The following is a 20,451-nucleotide window of genomic DNA, read 5'->3' on the forward strand; positions in this document are numbered from 1 at the left end:
CATGTTAATCACCTCGGTTTGTTATTGTCGGTTTCAGAACCAGATTTCCATTTGCGTACCAAAGGTCCACTGGCCGCTGGTGAAGTCGGTGTCGGCCTCGCCCAGGGCGTCGCCGGTGGCATAGCCGTCCAGCTCGTCATCCCAGGTGGAGTAGCTGGCAAACACCCGGATCTCCGGCCGATTCCAGAAGCCACCGACCTGGGGTTTGAATGTGGGGGCTACGGTAAACCGGGAGTAGTCACCATCTACTGAATTGCGACCGGCATAGCCCAGCGGTGTGATATCCATGGTCTGCCAGGAGGCCTCATACTGCATCTCGAAGTTACTGCCGATCTCGTGGGCCAGCCGGGTGTTGAACGTCAGCCACTGGTACTCATCCCCCTTGATGTAGCGGTCTTCGCTGGTTTCCGCCAGGATGGCCGGGGCAATACGCCAGTTCTCGCCCAGGTAAGTGGTACCGTAAATCCCCAGACGAGTGCTGACCGCATCCTCATGCAGGTCGCCGTCGGCACCGATGTTCTTGGCCTCGGCACCCAGGCCCTGGCCATGCATCACTGCCACCTTGAAGTTGCCATCGGACAGGCCGAAGAAGTCACCGGCGTGGTAGGCCAGCATGGTATGAAAACCTGTATCTGCCGCTTCCTGTACGCCGCCCACAACCCGGGTCTCGTTATCCTGGGCGTTGATGCCGTTGAGCATCCACTGAACGTTGCCGAAATAGTTGTTGGCGGTAAGGATCAGACTGTCGGTGCTTGAGGTTTCGGATGCTGTCTGCGGGTCGGAAGGGAAGTCAATGAAGCTTCTGCCGTAGAGCGAGAAATTGGATTTCACCGATTCGGCAAACTTCACATCGTAAACGCCCGCGCCAAGGCCGGCGAGGAAGATGAAATCACTGTCGAGCCAGTGAATGTCGAAATTGTCGCGGTCAAACCGTTTACCGGCCCAGATCGCAGAATCCCGGAAGATTCCGGAAAAACCGGCAAGATCACTGAATTCCACATAGGCCTGACGAACGTTCAGGGCGCCGTCACCGGCCGTCCAGTCGTTACTGGAGGTGGTGGAATCGGCGATCATCAGGCGGTAGTGGGATTTGGTGCCGTTTTCAGCTTCCTGCTTGTAGTTGAGTATTGCCTCAAGGTAAGTGTCGGGCTCGTTACCCAGTCTGCCTACCGCGCCGCCCACAGAACCGGCAGGGGTCAGGTACGGGCTGCCCGGGGCACTTTGCAGGTCGCCATTCAGCAACAGGCCAGAACGTGCGTAGGTGTTGAAAGAAAATCCCTCAGCGCCGGTGGCCTGGGGCTCCACTTCAGCGAGTTTTTCTTCCAGCGCGGCAAGTCGCTCTTCCACACTGTCCTGGGCCTGGGCGGCCAGGGGCAGCGAGACCAGCAGGCCCAGAGAGACTGCGACGGCAAGGGGATTACGGATTGGAGTCTTACCAGAATTCATTTGTTGGAACCTCGTATTGTTTTTGTAAGGTCTGTTGTAGCTGCAGTTTATTTGAAACTTAATGCATTAAGATAGTAACTCAAAAAAATCGGACCAGAGTCCGGAATGAGCACTTAAATGATTAAGTAATGACCAAAGATAAAAGCACAGAATAGCTTCTGCAACCTTTCAGAAGGCTTAATTTAAACTTAAATTATGAGATCGGCGGCCAGCCGTTGCCGGCCGCCCGGAATCAGGAGTTGCGGGGATCAGTCTCGGTAACCCACGGATAATCCCTGCGGCTGTCACGATAGGACAACAGGCTTTCCACACCCGAGAAGTCCACCAGATCCCGGAAGTCCAGCCAGTCCACCAGGCAGTACAGACAGATAGCGGGGTAATTCCAGGTTTCGAACTGACCGTCCTCCACCATCGCAGCCAGCGTGCGTAAGGTAGTCATGATCCGCTCACGCTGGAGGTTATAGAACATCAGGTCTTCGCCGGTATCAATGCCGGACTTCTCCGAGAGCAACATGGTGACCGCGGAGTCGTTGGCACCGTCGACCATGGTCAGCTGGTTCTCCTGGTCCCAGGTCAGCGGGTCACGGCCCTGCTTGGCACTGATATAACGGGCAATGATACGGGAGTCATAGATTTCCTGACCGGCGTCTTCGAGCACCGGAATTTTCAGTGTCGGATTATTACGCCGCAGTTCGTCCCGACCTTCACCATAAATATTGAGATTGACGAATTCATAGGGCTCCTCATCCAGCAGGATTCGAATGCGCCTAACGTAAGGCGAAGTGGTAGATCCGATCAGTTTCATGGTTTCTCCGAGGGTTTCACACTCAGGATCCCAACAGGGATTCAGGGTTTGTGTATGGGTGCCCGGTCGCTTCTGCCACTTCCCTGTAGGTCACCTTGCCGGCAGCCACGTTCAGCCCGGCCCTGAGGTGTGGATCTTCCTTCATCGCCCGGTCCGGACCCTTATTGGCCAGGGCCGCCACAAAAGGCAAGGTAACGTTATTCAGCGCCAGCGTGGAGGTACGCGCTACGGCACCCGGCATATTCGCCACGCAGTAATGTACCACACCGTCAACAATATACGTGGGATCGTCGTGGGTGGTTGCCCGGGAGGTTTCAGCACAGCCGCCCTGGTCGATGGCAACGTCTACGATGACGCTCCCCTCCGGCATGCGACGGATCATGTCACGGGTAATCAGCTTGGGCGCCGAAGCTCCGGGAATGAGAACGCTGCCAACGACAAGATCCGATTCGGTTACCGCCTGGTCGAGGGTCTGGGCCGTGGAAAACAGCGTGGTTATGCGGTTGCCGTAGAGATGGTCCAGATGTCGTAATACCTCCATATTTCGATCCAGCACCGTCACCTGGGCGCCAAGACCTACTGCCATGGCAACGGCGTTCTGGCCAACGACACCACCACCGACCACCGCGACCCGGGCCGGGCTGACACCAGGCACGCCGCCCAGCAGGACGCCGCGCCCACCCATGGCCTTCTCCAGACAGTGGGCGCCGGCCTGGATCGACATACGCCCTGCCACTTCCGACATCGGTGCCAACAGGGGTAAATGGCCCGCACGATCAGTGACCGTTTCATAGGCTATACAGGTAGCTCCAGACTTCACCAGATCGTCGGTCTGGGCCTTGTCCGGAGCCAGGTGGAGATAGGTGAAGATAGTGTGTTCCGGCTTCAGCATGGCCCGCTCTTCGGCCTGGGGCTCCTTGACCTTGACGATCAACTCGGCCGTGTCGAAAACCTCCCTCCCGGTACCAAGGATACTGGCTCCCGCCTGGCGGTAATCCTCGTCGGAAAACCCGATGGCAGCGCCAGCCCCGGTTTCAACAAAAACCTCATGATTGTGGCCACACAGCTCGTGAACAGCAGCCGGCGTCATCCCTACACGGTATTCGCGGTTCTTGATTTCCCTGGGCACGCCGATTTTCATAGACAACCTCCAAAACAGTCCGGATTAGCAAGTCTCTGACTGTAGTGTAGTCAAAAGGTCCTATACTGGATTGGCAACTGATTGCATCGGTTTACCAGTTCCGGGCGTAGAATTCCGGACAAAAAGACAATCCGACCCAAAAGGAGCAGGACAGATTATGACAACCCTGAAAGCAACAACGGCAGCCGCAACCCTCTCACTCACTCTGGCAAGCACGCAGGCACTGGCAGAAATGCAAACCAAGACCGTCGAATACAAGGTCGGTGAAACCACCTTCACCGGTTACATGGCCTGGGATGATGAGTTCGAAGAGAAGCGTCCGGGCGTTCTGGTGGTCCATGAATGGTGGGGCCACAATGAATTCGCGCGGGGTCAGGCGGAGCGGCTTGCGGCATCCGGCTACACGGCGTTTGCCCTGGACATGTATGGCTCCGGCAAACAGGCAGACCATCCCGATACCGCCCAGAAGTTCATGCAGGAAGCGACCAAGGACATGGACCAGGTCAAGGCGCGCTTTATGAAGGCAATGGAAATTCTGCAGAATCATGAAAGTGTTGATGCTTCCCGCATTGCCGCACAAGGCTACTGCTTTGGCGGCGCAGTCGTCCTGAATATGGCACGTATGGGCGTGGATCTGGACGGCGTCGTCAGCTACCACGGCGCGCTTGGCAGCCCTATCACCGCGGAAGCCGGAACCGTGAAGGCCAGGGTTCAGGTGTACACCGGTGGTGCCGACAAGATGGTTCCCTCAGAGCAGGTCGCCGGCCTGGTGAAAGAGATGCAGGATGCGGAAGTCGACCTCACGCTGGTGAGCTTCCCCGGAGTATTGCACTCCTTCACCAACCCCGGAGCCGACAAGGTCGCTGAGGAATTCGGCATGCCGATTGGCTATGACGAAGAAGCCGCGAACCGCTCCTGGGAAGGCACCATGCGTTTCTATGAGGCCATTTTCGCTCAGTAACACATGTACCCCTCCGAAAACCGGAACCCGGCCTGGAGGCCGGGTTTTTGTTTTTCAGAGGGAAGACGCGATGCTGTTTCGAACATCCGTCATCAAATCGTCCAGCGGCAAAGCCCCGGAAGCCATCGGCGGATGGATGACTATTTCAATCTCACCGCTGCTGAACGCCGCACTACCCTTGGGCAAACGTTGGTGGGAGCCGCAGATGGTTACCGGAAGAATCGGTAGCTGACCATCCTGGGCAATGACAAAACCACCCTTCTTGAAAGGCAGCAACTTGCCATCCCACGAACGGGTACCCTCCGGAAAAATCAGTATGCTGGTGCCGTCCGGAAGCTGGTCGACACCGCGCTTGATACTTTCCAGCGCGTCGCTGCCTTTGGAGCGGTCGATAAACAGGTTCCGGGACGTCTCCAGAGCCAATCCGAACAGGGGCACCTTGCGCAGCTCCTTCTTGATCACCCACCGGTACTGCAGACCGAGGGCCAGCACCAGTGCGGGCGGATCAAGATAGGAAGCATGATTGCTCAGAATTACGTAGCGCTGGCCCGGTTCGATGTTTTCCTTGCCACGCACTTTCAGGCGGATACCGCAAACCTTCAGGATGATCCAGGCGTAGATCTGGGTGCCATGAAACGCGGCGTCCCCACGCTTTCCAAGCAGGGCAGCAATCACGATCGGGAAAAACAGAATCAGGGTGAGCAGTATGGCCCAGAACAGGATCCAGGCAGCTTTTAGCAGTCGGAGCATGTAATGATTCCTGGAGATCTCGACTTCCGGTTAAACGAGCAGCAGGCCGGTAAAGATTACACAAAGAGGGGATAATGACAAAAGCGGGGCATCATGTAATGCCTATTTTCAGACATTAAAAAAGGCAGCCGAAGCTGCCTTTTTGGCGGTTATTGCCGAATCCATCAGGGATTACAGGGCAACAACGTTCTCCGCCTGAGGACCTTTCTGGCCCTGGGTAACGGTGAACTCAACCTGCTGGCCTTCTGCCAGAGTTTTGAAACCGCTGCCCTGAATAGCGCTGTAGTGAACAAAAACGTCCGGGCCGCCTTCACGAGTGATAAAGCCAAAGCCTTTTGCTTCGTTGAAGAACTTAACAGTACCGGTAGTAGTAGACATACTTAAACTTCCTGAAATCAATCATATTATCTGCCGCCTCTCACCTTCATGGTGTCAGGTCGGCGTTTTGCGGAAATACAGAACTCGCGGAATCAAAAACAGGACGGTCACTACTAACTGCGGAGGTACGTCTTATTCATGAAATGCTTTGCTGAATCTTTCCTACGCCCTTCACTCTACTCCTGAATCCGAAGCTTGCCAAGGGCATTTTCAAGAAAAAATGTAGGTAGTGGTACCCATCACCCCTTCACCAGGCCGAAGGTGTAAATTCCCAGCGCAGTCATGAGGATGGAGCCAACCACGTGAGCCAGAATACCGGTAATGGCCATGGCCCATTTACCCTCCTGGATTGCCGCAAACATCTCCAGCGAGAACGTGGAAAAAGTGGTCAGGGCACCGCACAGGCCGGTGATTGCGAACAGTCGCCATTCCGGCGCCAGCGTGGTGCCATGGCTGAAGTAGCCAATCAGCAAGCCGATCAACCAGCCACCGCTGAGATTTGCAACCAGGGTTCCGTAAGGAACGGCATGGTAGGTCGTATTCAGCCACAAACCCAGCGCCCAACGCAGGTTGGCGCCGATCACGGCGCCAACACTGACTGCAAGAAACGACAACCACATGTCAGGGCATTTCCTTGTCAGGCGGGGTTGTGGTCAATCACTGTCTCCTTGTTGCGCGCAAACTCATCAAACGGGAAGTCATCGACCGTCAGCATCTCGAGTACCACGGTCTCATACTGGCGCATGAAATCGGCTTCTTCCTTGGTATAGATACCAGCCTTCAGGGCCGCTTCGAATCGCTCTTCCGGATGCAAGGCGGTCATCGGCAATTCACCCTTGGCGTAGGCCTTGGTCGCTTTCCGGTAAAGCTGCTCGGCCTTGTCGTAGTCCTTGAGCAGACCATTGTAGCGAGCCACCGGATTCTCCACGGTGCCCTCGCCATCGGTGTGCCAGACGCTGGCTATCAGCTTGTTACGGATAGGCGTGTCGGTGGATATTGCACGAGCCAGTTTGCGCGCAAGGCCGTCCTGAGGGCTACCCCAACGGCGGCCGAGCGGCATGGTAATACCGCGCAGAACCAGCGCCACGGCGCGATTCGGCAGGTTCTGGAGAAATTCATCCAGGGCTTCCTCAGTGCGATGCAGCAGCATGCCCAGACTGTACTCCATTACCTCCTTCTCACCCTCTACCGGCTGAGTCTCGTGCCAGTTCTTGAGCACCATAGAAGCGAGATACAGGTTGGACAGCATATCCCCCAATCGTGCTGAGATCAGCTCCCGCATCTTCAGTTCGCTGCCGAGGGTGGTCATCGCCGCATCCGAGCACAGGCCAAAGGCCGCGCTGAAACGGGCGACAGCCTGGGCGTACTTGCGACTGGCGCTGTCAAACGGCACATCTGCCCGACCAAGACCCAGGGCCTGGGTAAACGCGCGGGCTGCATTGCCGAAAATCAGGCCGGCATGACCGAAGAAGGCATCATCAAACGCGTTGATATCATCGTTGTCCTTGGCCGCCAGCTCCTTGAGCACATAGGGATGACAGCGAATGGCGCCCTGACCGAAGATCATAAGGCTGCGGGTCATGATGTTGGCACCCTCAACGGTGATAGAGACAGCAGCACCGCTGTAGCCAATGCCCAGATAGTTTCGCGGGCCAAGTGTCACGGTCTTGCCGCCATGGACATCCATTGCATCGGTCAATACACCGCGCTGGAACTCGGTAAGGTGGTATTTAAGGATCGCAGATGGCACTGCCGGCTTTTCGCCTTTATCAATCATGTTGGCGGTGTGGTTCACAGCCGCCTGAGAGATATAGGTCTTGGCGGCGATACGTGCCAGCGGCTCCTGCACACCTTCCATATCCGCAACCGGCGTATTGAACTGACGGCGGATACGGGTGAAACCGCCAGCGGTGCCGACAGCCGACGCAGCCGCCCCCGCTGCACCGGACGGCAAGGTGATGCAGCGACCTACCGACAGGCACTCAACCAGCATACGCCAGCCCTGACCGGCCATATCCACACCACCGATGATGTAATCCAGCGGAATGAAGACATCTTTACCCTTGATCGGGCCATTCAGGAACGGGCTGCCAATCGGGCAATGACGACGACCGATTTCCATACCCTTGGTGTCCCTGGGGATCAGTGCGCAGGTAATACCGTAGTCTTCGGTTTCGCCAAGGATCCCGTCCGGATCAAACATACGGAAGGCGAGCCCGACAACCGTGGCGATGGGCGCCAGAGTGATCCAGCGCTTCTCGAAGTTGAGCCGGATACCGACAACTTCCTTGCCATCGACTTTCTGTTTGCAAACGATACCTGTGTCCGGAAGTGACGTCGCATCCGAACCAGCCCTTGGGCCTGTCAGACCAAAACACGGAATTTCGCGACCGTCAGCAAGCCTCGGCAGGTAGTGGTTTTTCTGTTCCTCGGTGCCATATTTTACAAGCAGCTCACCCGGACCGAGAGAATTTGGAACGCCCACAGACACCATCAGTGATTCGTTGGACGCCAGTTTTTGCAGAACTGCAGACTGCGCCTTGGCAGAGAATTCGAGACCGCCGTATTCCTTGGGAATGATCATTCCGAAGAAACCTTCCTTCTTGAGGAAGTCCCAGAGTTCTTTGGGCAAATCAGCCCGTTCAACCGCCACATCCCAGGTGTTGCACATGGAAATCGCCTGGACGCACTGGTTGTCGACGAAAGCCTGCTCTTCCTCAGTCAGGCCCGTGTTACGGTTAATCAGCAGATTGTGCCAGTCGGGCCGACCTGTAAACAGTTCACCGTCCCAGCCCACGGTCCCTGCCTCAAGGGCCACTTTTTCAGTATCCGAAACCTTGGGGGCGACTTTCTTGAACATCGCAAAGATGCGGGGAGTCAGCCAGCTCTGGCGGAAACCCGGAAGGCCGGCGGCTGCTGTGATTGCAGCACCAATAAAGAGCAACAGAGCCAGCCAGCCAGAGGCAAAGATGAGGGACAGCAGACCAGTTACCGCCATCACACCGATCGCGGAAGTTGCACCTGACTCGCGCCGCATCACAATCAGCAAACCGGCCAGTGCTACTACAAACAGAATGAAAGTCATCATAGGTTCTCTCTGTCATCCATGGTTCGGAAAATTCGAAGACTACAATTCGTTACGTTTACGGTACCGCATCAGATGAGGGCTGACCAGCAAATGCCGCACAGTCAGCCAGTTACGGCCGTCAGACCCCAATTTATGAGGTCACAATCACACGAATACCTTCCAGAGCCAGGCTGGCATGGCCTATGGCCTCTCTCGCCGCCGCGAACTGGTTCCGGAAAAAGTCGATTTCCTCATTGCGGATCGCCGGATTCACCTTTTGCAACGCTTCCAGTCTTCTGATCTCCGGCTCAAAACTGGCAGTGAGCTGCTCAAGTGCACCGGCTTTCAGGGGCTCCAGGTGAGGCTCGGACAACCGCTCAACGTGATCCACCATGGTTTCAACCTGGGGCCGGATCTGGGGCACGATGGCCTGGGCCGTGCGCCGGCGAATATTCGAGCACATCTCGTTCAGGCGGTCGTGGGGCAACGCCCCCGAGAGTTCCTTGCCATTCACGTCCACCAACAGGCGCAACGGCGATACCGGCAGGTAGCGGGTCAGTTGCAGGGCTTCTGGCGCCGGGCAGTGCACGGTGAACAGGGCTTCCATCAGCAGCGTACCGGGAGGCAGGGCCTTTACGGAAAGGCTGGCAAGGGCGGCCTTGCCAAGACCGGAACTGGTGACCGAGTCCATCACCCCGGTGACCATCGGATGCTCCCAGCTCATGAAGGCCAGGTCTTCCCGCTCAAGAGCGTTTTGTCGGTCCCAGGTCACGGTGATCCCGTCTTCCGGCAACTCGGCCACATGACCGGCCTGGTATTGTTCGCCGGGCCGCAGAATGTCGGAGTGATCGGCATGGTCCTCGACATCCACACCGAGGATGTCAAAAGCTTCCATCATGTAATCGCGAACCCGGGCCTCGGCTTCTTCGTCCTCTATAGCTGCGATCAGATCCCCGGCTACCTCAGGGCGACAGGAATTCAGCTCGATCAGGGCATCGCGGCCATTTTGCAGCAGCGTTTTCAGGCGTTTTGCCTCGTTTTCAGAGGCTTTCACCAGCTCGTCGGAGACACTGGCATCACCATCAATAGCCTGCTGCCACTGGGCCTGCACCGTTTCCTGAACCGCAACACCCACGGCGCAGCTTTCGGCGAAAGCGTTCAAACCTTCATGAAACCAGCGGAACTGCACCTCCTGGCTGGTATCACGCAGGTAGGGAACATGAATATCGATGGCTTCGGTCTGACCGATCCGGTCCAGCCGGCCGATGCGCTGCTCGAGCAGATCGGCATTGGCGGGTAGATCGAAGAGCACCAGGTGGTGGGCAAACTGGAAGTTACGGCCCTCGCTGCCAATTTCAGAACAGATCAGTGCCTGGGCACCCTGCTCCGTGTCGGCAAAATAGGCGGCAGCCCGGTCTCGCTCGATCAGACTCAGGTGCTCATGGAAGGCGGCACTGCGGATGCCGGCCCGCAGTTGAAGATAATGCTCCAGGGCCATGGCGGTCTCAGCGCTGGCACAAATGACAACGACCTTTGCGGGACGCAGGCTGACCAGCTTTTTCTCAAGCCACGCCACCCGCGGATCGTCGGCCAGCCACTGCTCCTCGGGGACCAGTTGCTCGGGGGTCAGCCCCTGAATACCTGAAGCCTGGCCTTCGTACATGGCCGGGCACGGCAAAGGTTCCGGGTTGGGACGGCGCTCGGGGAATCCCTGGATCGCCGCCCGGGTGTTCCGGAACAGCACCCGCCCGGTGCCATGTCGATCCAGCAAGGCATCGATAACCGATTGCCGCGGGTTATCTCCGGCCAGTAGCTGATCCAGCTCTTCGCCAAGCCAGTCCTGTAGCAATTTCTGGTCTTCGGTGCTGATTTCAGATTCTTCGTCCAGAAGGCGACGGACAACAGCGTTAATCGTCTCGTACTGCTCTTCCTCTTTCCGGAAGGCTTCCAGATCATGGAAACGGGCCGGATCGAGCAGCCGCAACCGCGCGAAGTGGCTGGCAACACCCACCTGCTCCGGCGTCGCCGTCAACAACAGCAGACCCCGGCTGATCGCCGACAATTCCTCAACGATCTGGTATTCCGGACTGACTTCTTCCGGGCTCCAGGCCAGATGGTGGGCCTCGTCTACAATCATCAGGTCCCATTCGGCCTTCAGGGCATCGTCCCGCGCCTTCTGGCTTTTCTTCAGGAAATCGAGACTGCAGAGCACCAGCTGCTCGCTCTCAAAGGGATTGACCGCATCCTCGTCGCCAAAAATGTGGTTAACCAGGGCATCAACGTCGCTTTCCTGCTCTTTCAGGGCATCGTAGCGACCCTGATCCACGATCGAGAAACGCAGATTGAAACGCCGAAGCATTTCCACCAGCCATTGATGGGTGAGGGAATCCGGCACCACTATAAGAGCGCGCTTTGCACGCCCTGTGTGCAGCTGATAGTGCAGGATCAACCCTGCTTCAATGGTTTTGCCGAGGCCGACCTCATCGGCCAAGAGCACCCGTGGCGCATGACGCCGGGCAACCTCATGGGCAATGTAGATCTGGTGCGGCAGGTGTTGGGTGCGGGCGCCGATCAGGCCCTGGGCGGGGGACGCCCGCAGGCGATTCATGTGCTGAAGCGTGGCATACCTCAGCCGAAAGGCGCCGTTGCGATCGAACTGGCCCGCGAACAGCCGCTGGTGCGGCGCTGAAAAATTCACAGAGCCTGCGAGCTTTACCTCGGAGATTTCATGCAGGTCGGTACCATCGTCTCCGTGGTACATGAGTACACCACCGATGTCCTCGACCGCGCGAACGATGTACCGCTCGCCGTCAAAGGCCTCAATCTCCTCGCCCAGCTGGTAGATGATGCGGGACAGAGGTGCGTTATCAATCGCGTAAGTGCGTTCCTCATCGGCGGCAGGAAAACCGAGGGTTACCCGGCGACCGGAGATATCCGTGACAATTCCGAGCCCCAGGCCGGTATCACTGTGGCTGACCCAACGCTGACCAATAACAAATTCCGATGTATCCAAGAAACCTCCAGACCAATTAAGTTCTTGTGGCGCCGTTCTCACGCACCCAGTAAGCCGTTGCCCCGCACACCGCCGCCGGCACCACAAACAGGTTCAGTACCGGCACCATGGCGGCCAATGCCACCGGTAAGCCGAACCCGAAGGCAGACAACCGCGTGTCGCCCAGCAAACGCCGCAAGGCAGGGAAGCTGACCTTATGGTTGTCTGCGGGATAATCCACGTATTGCAGGGCCATCATCCAGCTGTTGAAAAGAAACCACAGAACGGCTGCAGCCAGGTTAACAACCGGGATCAGGCCGATGATAAGCAGACCGATGGCGCGGGGCAGGTAATACAGAATCTTCTGAACCTCACGCCAGAGTGCGCGGGGAATGTCCTTGATAATGGAGGCCCAGCTGTCGTCGGTGTTCACCTCCTGACCGGTCAGATGTTTTTCCGTCAGCTCGGCAAGGTAGCCGTAAAACGGGGAGCCAATCAGGTTGGCGACGATCACGAAGCCATAGGCCAACATCAGCACGATGACCGCGCCGTAGAGAATCCAGAACAGCCAGTCCAGTGCCTGGAGCCAGGCCCAGTCCGGCAGCCACGCCATGGCGGCGGCAATCAGGCCGGCAAAAAGCTCTCCCATGAAAAAGAACAGCAAGCCGAAGAGCAGAATATTGATAATCAGGGGAATAATGACAAACAGCCGCAGGCCGGGCTGACGAATCAGGCGGAAACCTTCACCCAGATAGCCCAGTCCACGAAAAAAATTACCCTTGAGCATCGCTGGCAGGACCTCCGCTTCAATGACAATGACGGGGCGCAAAGCATATCATGTTGACAACATTCCCACAGCCCGAGAACGCTCAGTGACTTCCCCGATGGATACTTTGAAACAACAAATGACCAGCCTGTTGCAATACCGCCCCCTCTGGCGGGCAGCTTTTGTGGTTTCCGTGTTGGCCATCGGGTTTCTTGCGACAACGGACAATCCTTACCCCGTTCCCTCATCCTCAAGTGACAAGGTTAACCATCTGATCGCGTTCCTTGAGCTCACCATACTGACTCGCCTGGCCTGGCCGGAACTTCGAGCGATCTGGTTTGCACCGGCACTGCTGGGCTTTGGCCTCGGGATCGAACTCATCCAGGCAAACCTGCCCTACCGGGAATTTTCCCTGGCAGATCTGGCTGCAGACGGCGCGGGCATCGCTATCGGCCTCCTTCCCTGGCCCGGCATTCACAAAGCCAGAAAACCGGATTTGCGAAATTCGCCAGGATCTCTGTGAGATATATCTTACAAAGACGTGAGATCTTGCGGTGAAATCGCGTGCGCAGTGGTGCGAAGGCGTCCTTAGACGAAACCTAACTGACTGATAAACATACTTTATTGGATAAGCCCGCACTGACCTCAACTGGGACGCGTGCATAGTTCACACGTTTGTCAAAATCCAATTGGTATAGTGTTTACATCAAGGATGACAGGGAAATGGACGACGCACTGGATGCACCCCGGCACGGATTGCAGGGAGAGGCAAGGACACATGGACGCCTCGCTTAAGGGATAACTATTCGGATAGCCGGCTCGGATGCCGGCACCACGGAGTGGCTCAAGGATCTCGCAACATGGCTGTTGCCCAATGCGCAAGGATGCGCCGACCTGTTCCGAGAAAGGGTAACCGCATGGTTGCCCTTTATTTTTTTACGTCCACCATTTCTGCCTCAGCCTCCCCGCTGGTCACTCCGGCCAGATAGATGCGCACCTTATTGAACTCCTCGAATTCATTCAGATCCGGCCAGGTCCGGGCCTCAATCGTTGTCTGCCTCTGATAGGCGCTGTCGCCCAACACCTTCATCCTGGAATCGGCAAGCAAAACCCTGGGGGCCGCCTGCCGAAACACCTTGAGCAACGGCCGGTTCTCGGGGTCATAGAGCACATCTGCCGCTGTCACCACATCCAGATCCTTCGGGCGATCTGCCCAGTCACGGCAAAGGCCAACGGAAACGCCATTGAGAGCCGCGTTGGCACTGGCTGCATCCAGCGCTGCCGGATCAATATCGCAGGCGATGGCTTCCCTTGCTCCGGCCATCGCCGCAGCCACGGCCACTATTCCGGATCCGGAACCGAAATCCAGGACCCGCTTGCCCTCAACCCACCAGGGGTTGTCCAGAATCCAGCTGGCGAGCACCTGGCCGCTGGCCCAGCAGAACGACCAGTAGGCAGGTTCGGCAACCACCGCCTGGGCTTCTTCATGGGACAATGGCCCTTCAAGAACCGTCGGATCAAAGAGATACAGGGCGATTCGCTCACAGCCGGCGGGGCGGGACACAGCCACCCGGCCCCGGGCTAGGGTTTTGCGCAGGTGCTGATTCAGACAGTCTGCTGACATGGGGTATCCAACCTCGGATTTAACGAAGGCGTTATTGTACCCATGACCCTGGCGGGAAACAGGCCGCCACAAGCAGAAAACAGCCATTTCCGCTATACTGCCGCCTCCATCTGACAACTGGTTTACCGCTGAAATGGCAAGCAGACCCGACACCGACGACTACCTTTCCCTGTTCCTGAACGACGTGCCACTGATGGACGTGCGGGCACCGGTGGAGTTCAGTCGTGGCAGTTTTCCGAACACCGAAAACGCACCGCTGATGAACGATGATGAGCGCCACCGGGTCGGCATCTGTTACAAGGAAAAAGGCCAGGACAAGGCCATTGAGCTGGGCCATCAGCTGGTATCCGGCGACATCAAGGCCCAGCGGATTGAAGAGTGGAAGCGCTTTGTTGCCCGCCATCCCGAGGGTTATCTGTTCTGCTTTCGGGGCGGCTTGCGTTCCCGGCTCACCCAACAGTGGATCCAGGAGGCCGGCATAGACTATCCGCTGGTCAAAGGCGGCTACAAGGCGCTGCGCCGGTTTCTGATCGACAGTTTGGAAGCGCAGATTGAATCCGGCGAATTTCGTATTCTCAGCGGTCGCACCGGTACCGGCAAAACGCGGGTTCTGAAAGAGCTACCGAATCCGGTGGATCTTGAAGGCCTTGCCAACCACCGGGGCTCGAGTTTCGGGCGTCAGGTGACACCTCAACCTTCGCAGATCGATTTTGAGAACCGGCTGGCCGTGGCCATGCTCAAGGCTCATCATCACACCGGCGGCCCCATCTACCTGGAAGATGAAAGTCGCCTGGTGGGGCGCTGCGCCCTGCCCGAATCGCTCAAGGATCGCATGGCCGGGTCGCCGTTGCTGATTCTTGAGCAACCCATGGAAGAACGCGTTGCCATCATCCGGGAAGACTATGTTGAAGGCATGTTCGCGGATTACGTGAACCGCGACGGGGCCGAAGCGGGCTGGCTGAATTTCCGGGACTACCTGTTGAGTGCCATTGATCGCATTCGCAAGCGCCTGGGCGGTGAGCGTCACAAGCAGCTGCGCGGTCTGATGGAAGAGGCGCTTGTGCAGCAGGAAACCACCGGACAGACTGGCGCACATCACGCCTGGATTCAGGCGCTGCTCCAGGACTATTACGACCCCATGTATGACTACCAACTGAGCCAGAAAGAGGGCCGGATTCTTGTCCGCGGAGGCCCACAGACCATTCTCGATTGGGCCAGTGAACGCTCAATTGCGTAGCAACTGACTGAATATTTGGCCTGCGATACACATCCCTGACATTTGTCTGCTATATACAGATGTAGACGAATCAGGTTGTTGCAGGATTTTGTCCGTTAATCCGACACTTATGAAAAATACCAACGAACAAGGAGTCCTTTATGGAAGATCTATTCGGCGCTGAGGGCGGTGCCTCGGAACTCATGAATCAGGCCATGTCCCTGGTTATGACCTACGCCCCGAAAGTCGTGCTGGCCATTGTCACATTGATTGTGGGCATGTGGCTGATCAACCGGTTTGTCAACGTACTCGATAACAAGTTGGGTAAGAAAGACCCCACCCTGAACAAATTTCTCTGCGGCCTTCTCAGCGTCATCCTCAAGATTCTGCTGCTGATTTCCGTTGCTTCCATGGTTGGCATTGCCACCACATCCTTCATCGCCATTGTCGGTGCCGCCGGCCTGGCGGTCGGCCTTGCGCTGCAGGGCAGTCTTGCCAACTTCGCAGGCGGCGTGCTGATCCTGATTTTCAAGCCGTTCAAGGTCGGCGATGTCATCGACGCCCAGGGCTACCTGGGCTCCGTCCGTGAAATATCCATCCTCTACACCATTGTCGACACCTTCGATAACCGCCGGATCGTGATCCCGAATGGTCAACTGGCCAACGCCAGCCTGACCAATCTGAGCGCCTATGAGACCCGTCGTTGCGACATGACTTTCGGCATCGGCTACGGCGACGACATCGACAAGGCCAAGGCCGTCTGCAAGCGACTCATTGAAGAGGACGAGCGCGCGCTGAAAGACCCCGAGCCTCTCATCGTGGTTGGCGCTCTGGGCGAAAGTTCTGTCGATCTGACCGTGCGGGCCTGGACCAAGTCCGCCGACCTTTGGCCGTTCTACTGGGACATGCACGAGAAGGTGAAAAAAGCGTTCGACGCCGAGGGTATCAGTATCCCGTTCCCCCAGCGCGATGTGCATATGATTAAAACCGACTGAGATTCGCGATCGGTTTCTCATTGATACATCCGGTTACTCGCAAACTGCGTAACCTCAACTAAGCTGACCATTAATGGCGGGGTTTACCGACCCCGCCAGGCCATCGGGGCCAGGCAATCTGATCAACACAGGCTCCGGAACGCTGTCATTGCTGGTAGGAGGTTGTCACTATGCCGGTACAGCAGTTGAAGGAATTCCTCGATGAGGCAGGTGTGGAATACATGTGCCTCTCCCACCCTCCTGCGTATACCGCCCAGGAACTTGCCCACCACGTAAAGATTGCCGGCGACCGAGTCGTTAAAACGGTGATTATCGAGTTGGATGGCAAAATGGCAATGCTGGTGATGCCAGCGACCTGGCGAATCCGCTGGGACCGGCTATCGCGCATCCTGGACACCGACTTCATTGATCTCGCCGATGAGCAGGAATTCCAGGATCGCTTCCCGGATTGCGAGGTAGGCGCCATGCCCCCCTTTGGCAACCTGTTCGGAATGACCGTGTACTGTGCCGAAGCTCTGACCGAACAGCCAGAGCTGGCGTTTGCCGCAGGCAGTCACAGCGAATCGGTGCACATGAAAACCTCGGATTTCCTGACTCTGGTGCAACCCATGGTCCTGAACCAGGGCTTCAACAAACCCGGAGCCCAGAAACCCGCCTGGCTGGTCAAGGGCCGTCGCCGGCCTGACGACGCTGCCGAGCCACGGGTATCCGGGATGGCTGGCTATTGAGGGTTTCCCTGCCGGCTTGATCCCGGTCTCTTGTCTGGCTGCCACCATCGCGTAAACTGGGGGCATCAGACAGGAAACCGATATGACACAAGCCTTTGATATTGTGGTAGTTGGTGCCGGCATGGTCGGTGCTGCCCTCGCCACTGGCCTCGGCCAGAATGGCTTCCGCGTTGCCCTGGTTGACCGGGCTCCGCCGCCCGCCTTTGATCCAGACAACACCCCGGACATCCGGGTTTCTGCCCTGAGCGCAGGCAGTGAGCGCTATCTTCGGAGCCTGGGCGCCTGGGATCATATCCTTCGCATGCGGGCAACGCCCTACAAACGCCTGGCCGTATGGGATGAGACCCGCTACCCACTGCAGAACCTGGTGCCCAGAAAACTGGCTGAAGTTCAATTCGACGCCATCGAGCTGGGTGCACACCACCTGGGACACATCGTCGAGAACTCGGTGACTCAACAAGCGCTCTGGCAAACCGCCGAGGCCTGCCCCCAGGTGACCCTGCTCCAGGGCCAGGGTGTAGCCTCACTGGCGCAGTCCGGCGATGCAGCTACTGTTACCCTGGATGATGGCCGCGAGCTGGTTGCAGCTCTGGTAGTCGGAGCCGATGGCGCCCAATCCAGAATCCGCGATCTGGCCGGCATCGGCACCACCCGGAACCAGTATGACCAGCAGGCAATGGTCATCTCGGTACGCTATCAGGGGCCAGTTGAGGACATTACCTGGCAGGGTTTCCACCCCTCCGGCCCCCGGGCCTTCCTGCCCCTGCACAGCGCCGGCCCCGACCATCCCGGCGAAAGCTGGGGCTCCCTGGTCTGGTACGATTCGCCGGAGGAGCTGGCGCGCCTGCAATCGCTGGACGACAGTACCCTGATGAGCGAGATCCAGTCATCGTTTCCCACGAGTCTGCCACTGCTGACCCACATCGACAGCAAGGCCTCGTTTCCCATTGCCCGCCAGCACGCCAAACAGTACCACACCGGGCGAGTGGTCCTGGCCGGTGACGCTGCCCACACCATCAATCCCCTGGCCGGCCAGGGGGTGAACCTGGGCTTCCAGGATGCCCAAGCCCTTCAGTCAGCCCTCAAAGAGGCCAAGCGCGCCGGTGACGACCTGGCCGACCCGAAGTGGCTGAACCTGTACGAACAACAGCGCCGGCCGGCGAACCGCAGAATGATGCTGACCATGGATCTGTTCTACCAACTGTTCAGCAACGAGATTCCACCGGTCCACCTTCTGCGCAACCTCGGCCTCGGCGCCGTCCGCGCCCTGCCCTTCGCCCGCAACCGGGTGGCCCGCTACGCCATGGGCATCGACGAGGAACTGCCGGCCGTGGTGAGACAGATAACCTCCCGGATCCCGGGCCTGAACCAGCTCTAACGCCCAACAACTATCGCAAGGACAATCCAAAAGGAGCCATCATGTCAGAGACGATTTTCACCAAGATCATCAACCGGGAAATCCCCGCAGACATCCTGTACGAAGACGACATCGCCCTGGCGTTCAGTGACATCAACCCGCAGGCGCCTGTGCATTTCCTGGTCATCCCGAAGAAGGCCATCGCCACCATCAACGACATCACCGAAGATGATCGGGAGCTGGTGGGGCATCTGTATCTGGTGGCAGCGAAGATTGCCAAGGAGAAGGGGTTTGCCGACGATGGCTATCGTGTGGTCATGAACTGCGGGGAAAATTCGGGGCAGACGGTGTTCCACATCCACTTGCACGTTCTTGCCGGCAAGCCGCTGGGCTGGCCTCCGTATACCGACAAAATGAAGCAGGCCTGATTGTTTTAAACTTGGGTGCCGGCAAGCGGTCCGGTAATGCTGTTTGGGACACGCTCAAGGCATCCATGCGCGCTTAGCTTTCGCCATCCCTGGCGAAAGATAGTCCCAAACAGCATTACCGGCCCTCCACCGAAGTTGGAAAAATCAGCGACCGACGACTTTCTCAGCTTCTTCCACAGGCGTATGACGAACGTCCTCGCCTTTGACCATGAAGATCACGTTCTCGGCGATGTTGCAGGCGTGGTCACCTACCCGCTCCAGGGCGCGAAGCACCCACATCACGGACATGCACCGTGAGATATTGCGGGTATCTTCCATCATGAACGTCAGCAGGGTTCGAGCCGCCGCCTGATATTCCTCGTCGACGCGCTTGTCTTCCTTCATGATCCGCAGTGCCTGCTCGGAATCCAGGCGGGCAAAGGCATCCAGGGCATCGTGAAGCATGCTTAGCACGTGGGTGCCGATGTGGCGCACTTCCACGTAGCCGCGCGGGGCCTGGCCCTCTTCCTGCAGTTTGATGGCCAGCTTGGCGATTTTCTTGGCCTCATCACCCACACGTTCCAGATCGGCGACCATCTTGATCACCGAGATCACCAGACGCAGATCCCGTGCCGTCGGCTGCCGACGGGCGATGATCAGGGTGGCTTCCTCGTCGATCTCCACTTCCATCTTGTCGACTTTCTTGTCGTTGGCGCGAATCTCGTCAGCCAGATGGCCATCGCCATCCACCAACGCCTGAATGGCATTCTCGACCTGGGCTTCTACCATGCCGCCCATTTTCAGGAACTCGGTTTTGAGCTCCATCAGTTCGTCATTGAACTTGTGGGAGATGTGATCCCCGTAAACGTCGTCCTTCTTAGTAGGCATACTGTTCTTCTCCAAAATTCCTCAGGTCCGGAATCAGCCGAAACGGCCGGTGATGTAGGACTCGGTCAGTTCATGTTCCGGCGAGGTGAATACCTTGTTGGTCTCGTTTACTTCCACCAGGTGTCCCAGGTGGAAGTAGGCCGTGCGGTGGGATACCCGGGCCGCCTGCTGCATTGAGTGGGTCACGATAACGATCGTGTAGCTCTCGGACAGTTCGGCAATCAGTTCTTCCACTTTAGCCGTGGCAATAGGATCCAGCGCCGAGCAGGGCTCATCCATCAGTACAACTTCCGGGCTCACTGCAATCGCACGGGCAATACACAGACGCTGCTGCTGGCCGCCAGACATACCGGTTGCATTGGCGTCCAGGCGATCCTTGACCTCTTCCCAGAGACCGGCCTTACGGAGGCTGTTCTCCACGATTTCATCGAGATCCGATTTGCGATTGGCCAGCCCGTGGATGCGGGGGCCGTAGGCCACGTTGTCGTAAATGGACTTGGGGAACGGGTTGGGCTTCTGGAACACCATTCCAACCCGGGCTCTGAGTTCAACCACGTCACGCTTGGGATCGTAGATATCATGGTCGTCCAAATGCAGGGACCCCTTCACACGACAGATATCAATGCTGTCGTTCATGCGGTTCAGACAGCGCAGAAAGGTGGATTTACCGCAACCAGACGGTCCAATAAAGGCGATGACTTCGTTACGGCCAATATCCAGGCTGATTTGCTTGATCGCACGGGTGTCGCCGTAGAACACGTCGACGTCACGCAGTTTGAATTTCGGATCGTCGGAGAACGGCTTACCAACGGTCTTACCTTCCTCGATCACGGTTTCAGCGGGTTTTGATTCCTGAACTGGCACGGCGACCTCGTCCGGTTGGCTAACTTCACTGGCAATGGTTGTATTCACACTATTCATCTTGATTCT

The 20,451-nt window shown here is 57.4% G+C and carries 19 protein-coding genes; 7 read left to right on the forward strand and 12 right to left on the reverse strand.

Features of this window, described 5'->3' with window-relative positions; translation table 11 throughout:
• Positions 1 to 33: 33 nt before the first annotated feature.
• From KEHDKFFH_RS06345 to ald, 3 genes are all read right to left on the reverse strand, one after another.
• Positions 34 to 1,446 carry a carbohydrate porin gene (locus tag KEHDKFFH_RS06345; protein WP_104321137.1) on the reverse strand — a complete coding sequence of 471 codons (1,413 nt, stop codon included), beginning with the start codon at positions 1,444 to 1,446 and terminating at the stop codon, positions 34 to 36.
• 232 nt (positions 1,447 to 1,678) lie between these two features.
• Positions 1,679 to 2,251 (reverse strand): glutathione S-transferase N-terminal domain-containing protein, encoded by a 573-nt coding sequence (locus KEHDKFFH_RS06350; RefSeq protein ID WP_104321138.1) that lies wholly within the window; start codon positions 2,249 to 2,251, stop codon positions 1,679 to 1,681.
• A gap of 22 nt (positions 2,252 to 2,273) precedes the next feature.
• Complete coding sequence (gene ald, locus KEHDKFFH_RS06355) at positions 2,274 to 3,392, reverse strand: alanine dehydrogenase (RefSeq protein WP_104321139.1); 1,119 nt, start codon at positions 3,390 to 3,392, stop codon at positions 2,274 to 2,276.
• A 157-nt stretch (positions 3,393 to 3,549) separates the two neighbouring features.
• Here ald and KEHDKFFH_RS06360 point away from each other — a divergent pair, with 157 nt between their 5' ends.
• On the forward strand, positions 3,550 to 4,353 hold the full coding sequence (locus KEHDKFFH_RS06360; protein WP_192875755.1) for a dienelactone hydrolase family protein: 804 nt from the start codon (positions 3,550 to 3,552) through the stop codon (positions 4,351 to 4,353).
• A 54-nt stretch (positions 4,354 to 4,407) separates the two neighbouring features.
• Here the strand turns inward: KEHDKFFH_RS06360 and KEHDKFFH_RS06365 are convergent, their stop codons facing one another.
• The 6 genes from KEHDKFFH_RS06365 to cysZ all read right to left on the reverse strand — a co-directional run bounded on the left by KEHDKFFH_RS06365 (position 4,408) and on the right by cysZ (position 12,327).
• The gene (locus tag KEHDKFFH_RS06365) at positions 4,408 to 5,103 is read right to left on the reverse strand and encodes a lysophospholipid acyltransferase family protein (RefSeq protein WP_104321140.1); all 696 of its coding nucleotides are present in this window, start codon (positions 5,101 to 5,103) and stop codon (positions 4,408 to 4,410) included.
• Positions 5,104 to 5,274: 171 nt separating this feature from the next.
• Positions 5,275 to 5,481 carry a cold-shock protein gene (locus KEHDKFFH_RS06370; protein WP_008172950.1) on the reverse strand — a complete coding sequence of 69 codons (207 nt, stop codon included), beginning with the start codon at positions 5,479 to 5,481 and terminating at the stop codon, positions 5,275 to 5,277.
• Between the two features lie 239 nt (positions 5,482 to 5,720).
• Complete coding sequence (crcB, locus tag KEHDKFFH_RS06375) at positions 5,721 to 6,101, reverse strand: fluoride efflux transporter CrcB (RefSeq protein WP_064229731.1); 381 nt, start codon at positions 6,099 to 6,101, stop codon at positions 5,721 to 5,723.
• Positions 6,102 to 6,118: 17 nt separating this feature from the next.
• Positions 6,119 to 8,569, reverse strand: coding sequence for an acyl-CoA dehydrogenase (locus KEHDKFFH_RS06380; RefSeq protein WP_104321141.1), 2,451 nt, complete (start codon positions 8,567 to 8,569; stop codon positions 6,119 to 6,121).
• 130 nt (positions 8,570 to 8,699) lie between these two features.
• On the reverse strand, positions 8,700 to 11,561 hold the full coding sequence (rapA, locus tag KEHDKFFH_RS06385; RefSeq protein WP_104321142.1) for an RNA polymerase-associated protein RapA: 2,862 nt from the start codon (positions 11,559 to 11,561) through the stop codon (positions 8,700 to 8,702).
• Positions 11,562 to 11,577: 16 nt separating this feature from the next.
• On the reverse strand, positions 11,578 to 12,327 hold the full coding sequence (gene cysZ / locus KEHDKFFH_RS06390) for a sulfate transporter CysZ (RefSeq protein WP_104321143.1): 750 nt from the start codon (positions 12,325 to 12,327) through the stop codon (positions 11,578 to 11,580).
• Between the two features lie 118 nt (positions 12,328 to 12,445).
• Here cysZ and KEHDKFFH_RS06395 point away from each other — a divergent pair, with 118 nt between their 5' ends.
• Complete coding sequence (locus KEHDKFFH_RS06395) at positions 12,446 to 12,829, forward strand: VanZ family protein (RefSeq protein ID WP_338418381.1); 384 nt, start codon at positions 12,446 to 12,448, stop codon at positions 12,827 to 12,829.
• Positions 12,830 to 13,234: 405 nt separating this feature from the next.
• Here the strand turns inward: KEHDKFFH_RS06395 and KEHDKFFH_RS06400 are convergent, their stop codons facing one another.
• Positions 13,235 to 13,930 carry a class I SAM-dependent methyltransferase gene (locus tag KEHDKFFH_RS06400; RefSeq protein ID WP_104321342.1) on the reverse strand — a complete coding sequence of 232 codons (696 nt, stop codon included), beginning with the start codon at positions 13,928 to 13,930 and terminating at the stop codon, positions 13,235 to 13,237.
• 133 nt (positions 13,931 to 14,063) lie between these two features.
• On the opposite strand from KEHDKFFH_RS06400, the gene mnmH reads away from it, so the two are divergent.
• The 5 genes from mnmH (at position 14,064) to KEHDKFFH_RS06425 (ending at position 18,654) form a co-directional block, all read left to right on the forward strand.
• The gene (mnmH, locus tag KEHDKFFH_RS06405) at positions 14,064 to 15,167 is read left to right on the forward strand and encodes a tRNA 2-selenouridine(34) synthase MnmH (protein ID WP_104321144.1); all 1,104 of its coding nucleotides are present in this window, start codon (positions 14,064 to 14,066) and stop codon (positions 15,165 to 15,167) included.
• Between the two features lie 140 nt (positions 15,168 to 15,307).
• Positions 15,308 to 16,141, forward strand: a complete 834-nt coding sequence (locus KEHDKFFH_RS06410; protein WP_104321145.1) for a mechanosensitive ion channel family protein — start codon at positions 15,308 to 15,310, stop codon at positions 16,139 to 16,141.
• A 170-nt stretch (positions 16,142 to 16,311) separates the two neighbouring features.
• Positions 16,312 to 16,869: an aminoacyl-tRNA deacylase gene (locus KEHDKFFH_RS06415; RefSeq protein ID WP_104321146.1), complete on the forward strand. Its 558-nt coding sequence runs from the start codon at positions 16,312 to 16,314 to the stop codon at positions 16,867 to 16,869.
• Between the two features lie 82 nt (positions 16,870 to 16,951).
• Entirely contained in the window at positions 16,952 to 18,247 is a 1,296-nt protein-coding gene (locus KEHDKFFH_RS06420) for an FAD-dependent monooxygenase (RefSeq protein ID WP_104321147.1), read from the forward strand.
• A gap of 41 nt (positions 18,248 to 18,288) precedes the next feature.
• A complete protein-coding gene (locus KEHDKFFH_RS06425; protein ID WP_104321148.1) occupies positions 18,289 to 18,654 on the forward strand; it encodes a histidine triad nucleotide-binding protein in 366 nt (121 codons plus the stop codon).
• A 144-nt stretch (positions 18,655 to 18,798) separates the two neighbouring features.
• Here KEHDKFFH_RS06425 and phoU read toward each other — a convergent pair whose 3' ends face one another.
• Entirely contained in the window at positions 18,799 to 19,521 is a 723-nt protein-coding gene (gene phoU / locus KEHDKFFH_RS06430; protein WP_064229722.1) for a phosphate signaling complex protein PhoU, read from the reverse strand.
• A gap of 33 nt (positions 19,522 to 19,554) precedes the next feature.
• A complete protein-coding gene (pstB, locus tag KEHDKFFH_RS06435; RefSeq protein ID WP_104321149.1) occupies positions 19,555 to 20,442 on the reverse strand; it encodes a phosphate ABC transporter ATP-binding protein PstB in 888 nt (295 codons plus the stop codon).
• Between the last annotated feature and the right edge of the window lie 9 nt (positions 20,443 to 20,451).

It is taken from the genome of Marinobacter maroccanus (assembly GCF_002933275.1).
GTDB classification, from domain to species: Bacteria; Pseudomonadota; Gammaproteobacteria; order Pseudomonadales; family Oleiphilaceae; genus Marinobacter; species Marinobacter maroccanus.

What these genes read in the sequence shown, in the direction of transcription:
- KEHDKFFH_RS06415 (WP_104321146.1), top strand. Translation starts at nt 16,312, where the DNA reads ATGCCGGTACAGCAGTTGAAGGAATTCCTCGATGAGGCAGGTGTGGAA.
- mnmH (WP_104321144.1), top strand. Translation starts at nt 14,064, where the DNA reads ATGGCAAGCAGACCCGACACCGACGACTACCTTTCCCTGTTCCTGAAC.
- crcB (WP_064229731.1), bottom strand. Translation starts at nt 6,101, where the DNA reads ATGTGGTTGTCGTTTCTTGCAGTCAGTGTTGGCGCCGTGATCGGCGCC.
- pstB (WP_104321149.1), bottom strand. Translation starts at nt 20,442, where the DNA reads ATGAATAGTGTGAATACAACCATTGCCAGTGAAGTTAGCCAACCGGAC.
- KEHDKFFH_RS06425 (WP_104321148.1), top strand. Translation starts at nt 18,289, where the DNA reads ATGTCAGAGACGATTTTCACCAAGATCATCAACCGGGAAATCCCCGCA.
- KEHDKFFH_RS06345 (WP_104321137.1), bottom strand. Translation starts at nt 1,446, where the DNA reads ATGAATTCTGGTAAGACTCCAATCCGTAATCCCCTTGCCGTCGCAGTC.
- KEHDKFFH_RS06360 (WP_192875755.1), top strand. Translation starts at nt 3,550, where the DNA reads ATGACAACCCTGAAAGCAACAACGGCAGCCGCAACCCTCTCACTCACT.
- KEHDKFFH_RS06395 (WP_338418381.1), top strand. Translation starts at nt 12,446, where the DNA reads ATGACCAGCCTGTTGCAATACCGCCCCCTCTGGCGGGCAGCTTTTGTG.
- KEHDKFFH_RS06400 (WP_104321342.1), bottom strand. Translation starts at nt 13,930, where the DNA reads ATGTCAGCAGACTGTCTGAATCAGCACCTGCGCAAAACCCTAGCCCGG.
- KEHDKFFH_RS06370 (WP_008172950.1), bottom strand. Translation starts at nt 5,481, where the DNA reads ATGTCTACTACTACCGGTACTGTTAAGTTCTTCAACGAAGCAAAAGGC.
- cysZ (WP_104321143.1), bottom strand. Translation starts at nt 12,327, where the DNA reads ATGCTCAAGGGTAATTTTTTTCGTGGACTGGGCTATCTGGGTGAAGGT.
- KEHDKFFH_RS06365 (WP_104321140.1), bottom strand. Translation starts at nt 5,103, where the DNA reads ATGCTCCGACTGCTAAAAGCTGCCTGGATCCTGTTCTGGGCCATACTG.
- KEHDKFFH_RS06420 (WP_104321147.1), top strand. Translation starts at nt 16,952, where the DNA reads ATGACACAAGCCTTTGATATTGTGGTAGTTGGTGCCGGCATGGTCGGT.
- KEHDKFFH_RS06350 (WP_104321138.1), bottom strand. Translation starts at nt 2,251, where the DNA reads ATGAAACTGATCGGATCTACCACTTCGCCTTACGTTAGGCGCATTCGA.
- KEHDKFFH_RS06410 (WP_104321145.1), top strand. Translation starts at nt 15,308, where the DNA reads ATGGAAGATCTATTCGGCGCTGAGGGCGGTGCCTCGGAACTCATGAAT.
- phoU (WP_064229722.1), bottom strand. Translation starts at nt 19,521, where the DNA reads ATGCCTACTAAGAAGGACGACGTTTACGGGGATCACATCTCCCACAAG.
- ald (WP_104321139.1), bottom strand. Translation starts at nt 3,392, where the DNA reads ATGAAAATCGGCGTGCCCAGGGAAATCAAGAACCGCGAATACCGTGTA.
- KEHDKFFH_RS06380 (WP_104321141.1), bottom strand. Translation starts at nt 8,569, where the DNA reads ATGATGACTTTCATTCTGTTTGTAGTAGCACTGGCCGGTTTGCTGATT.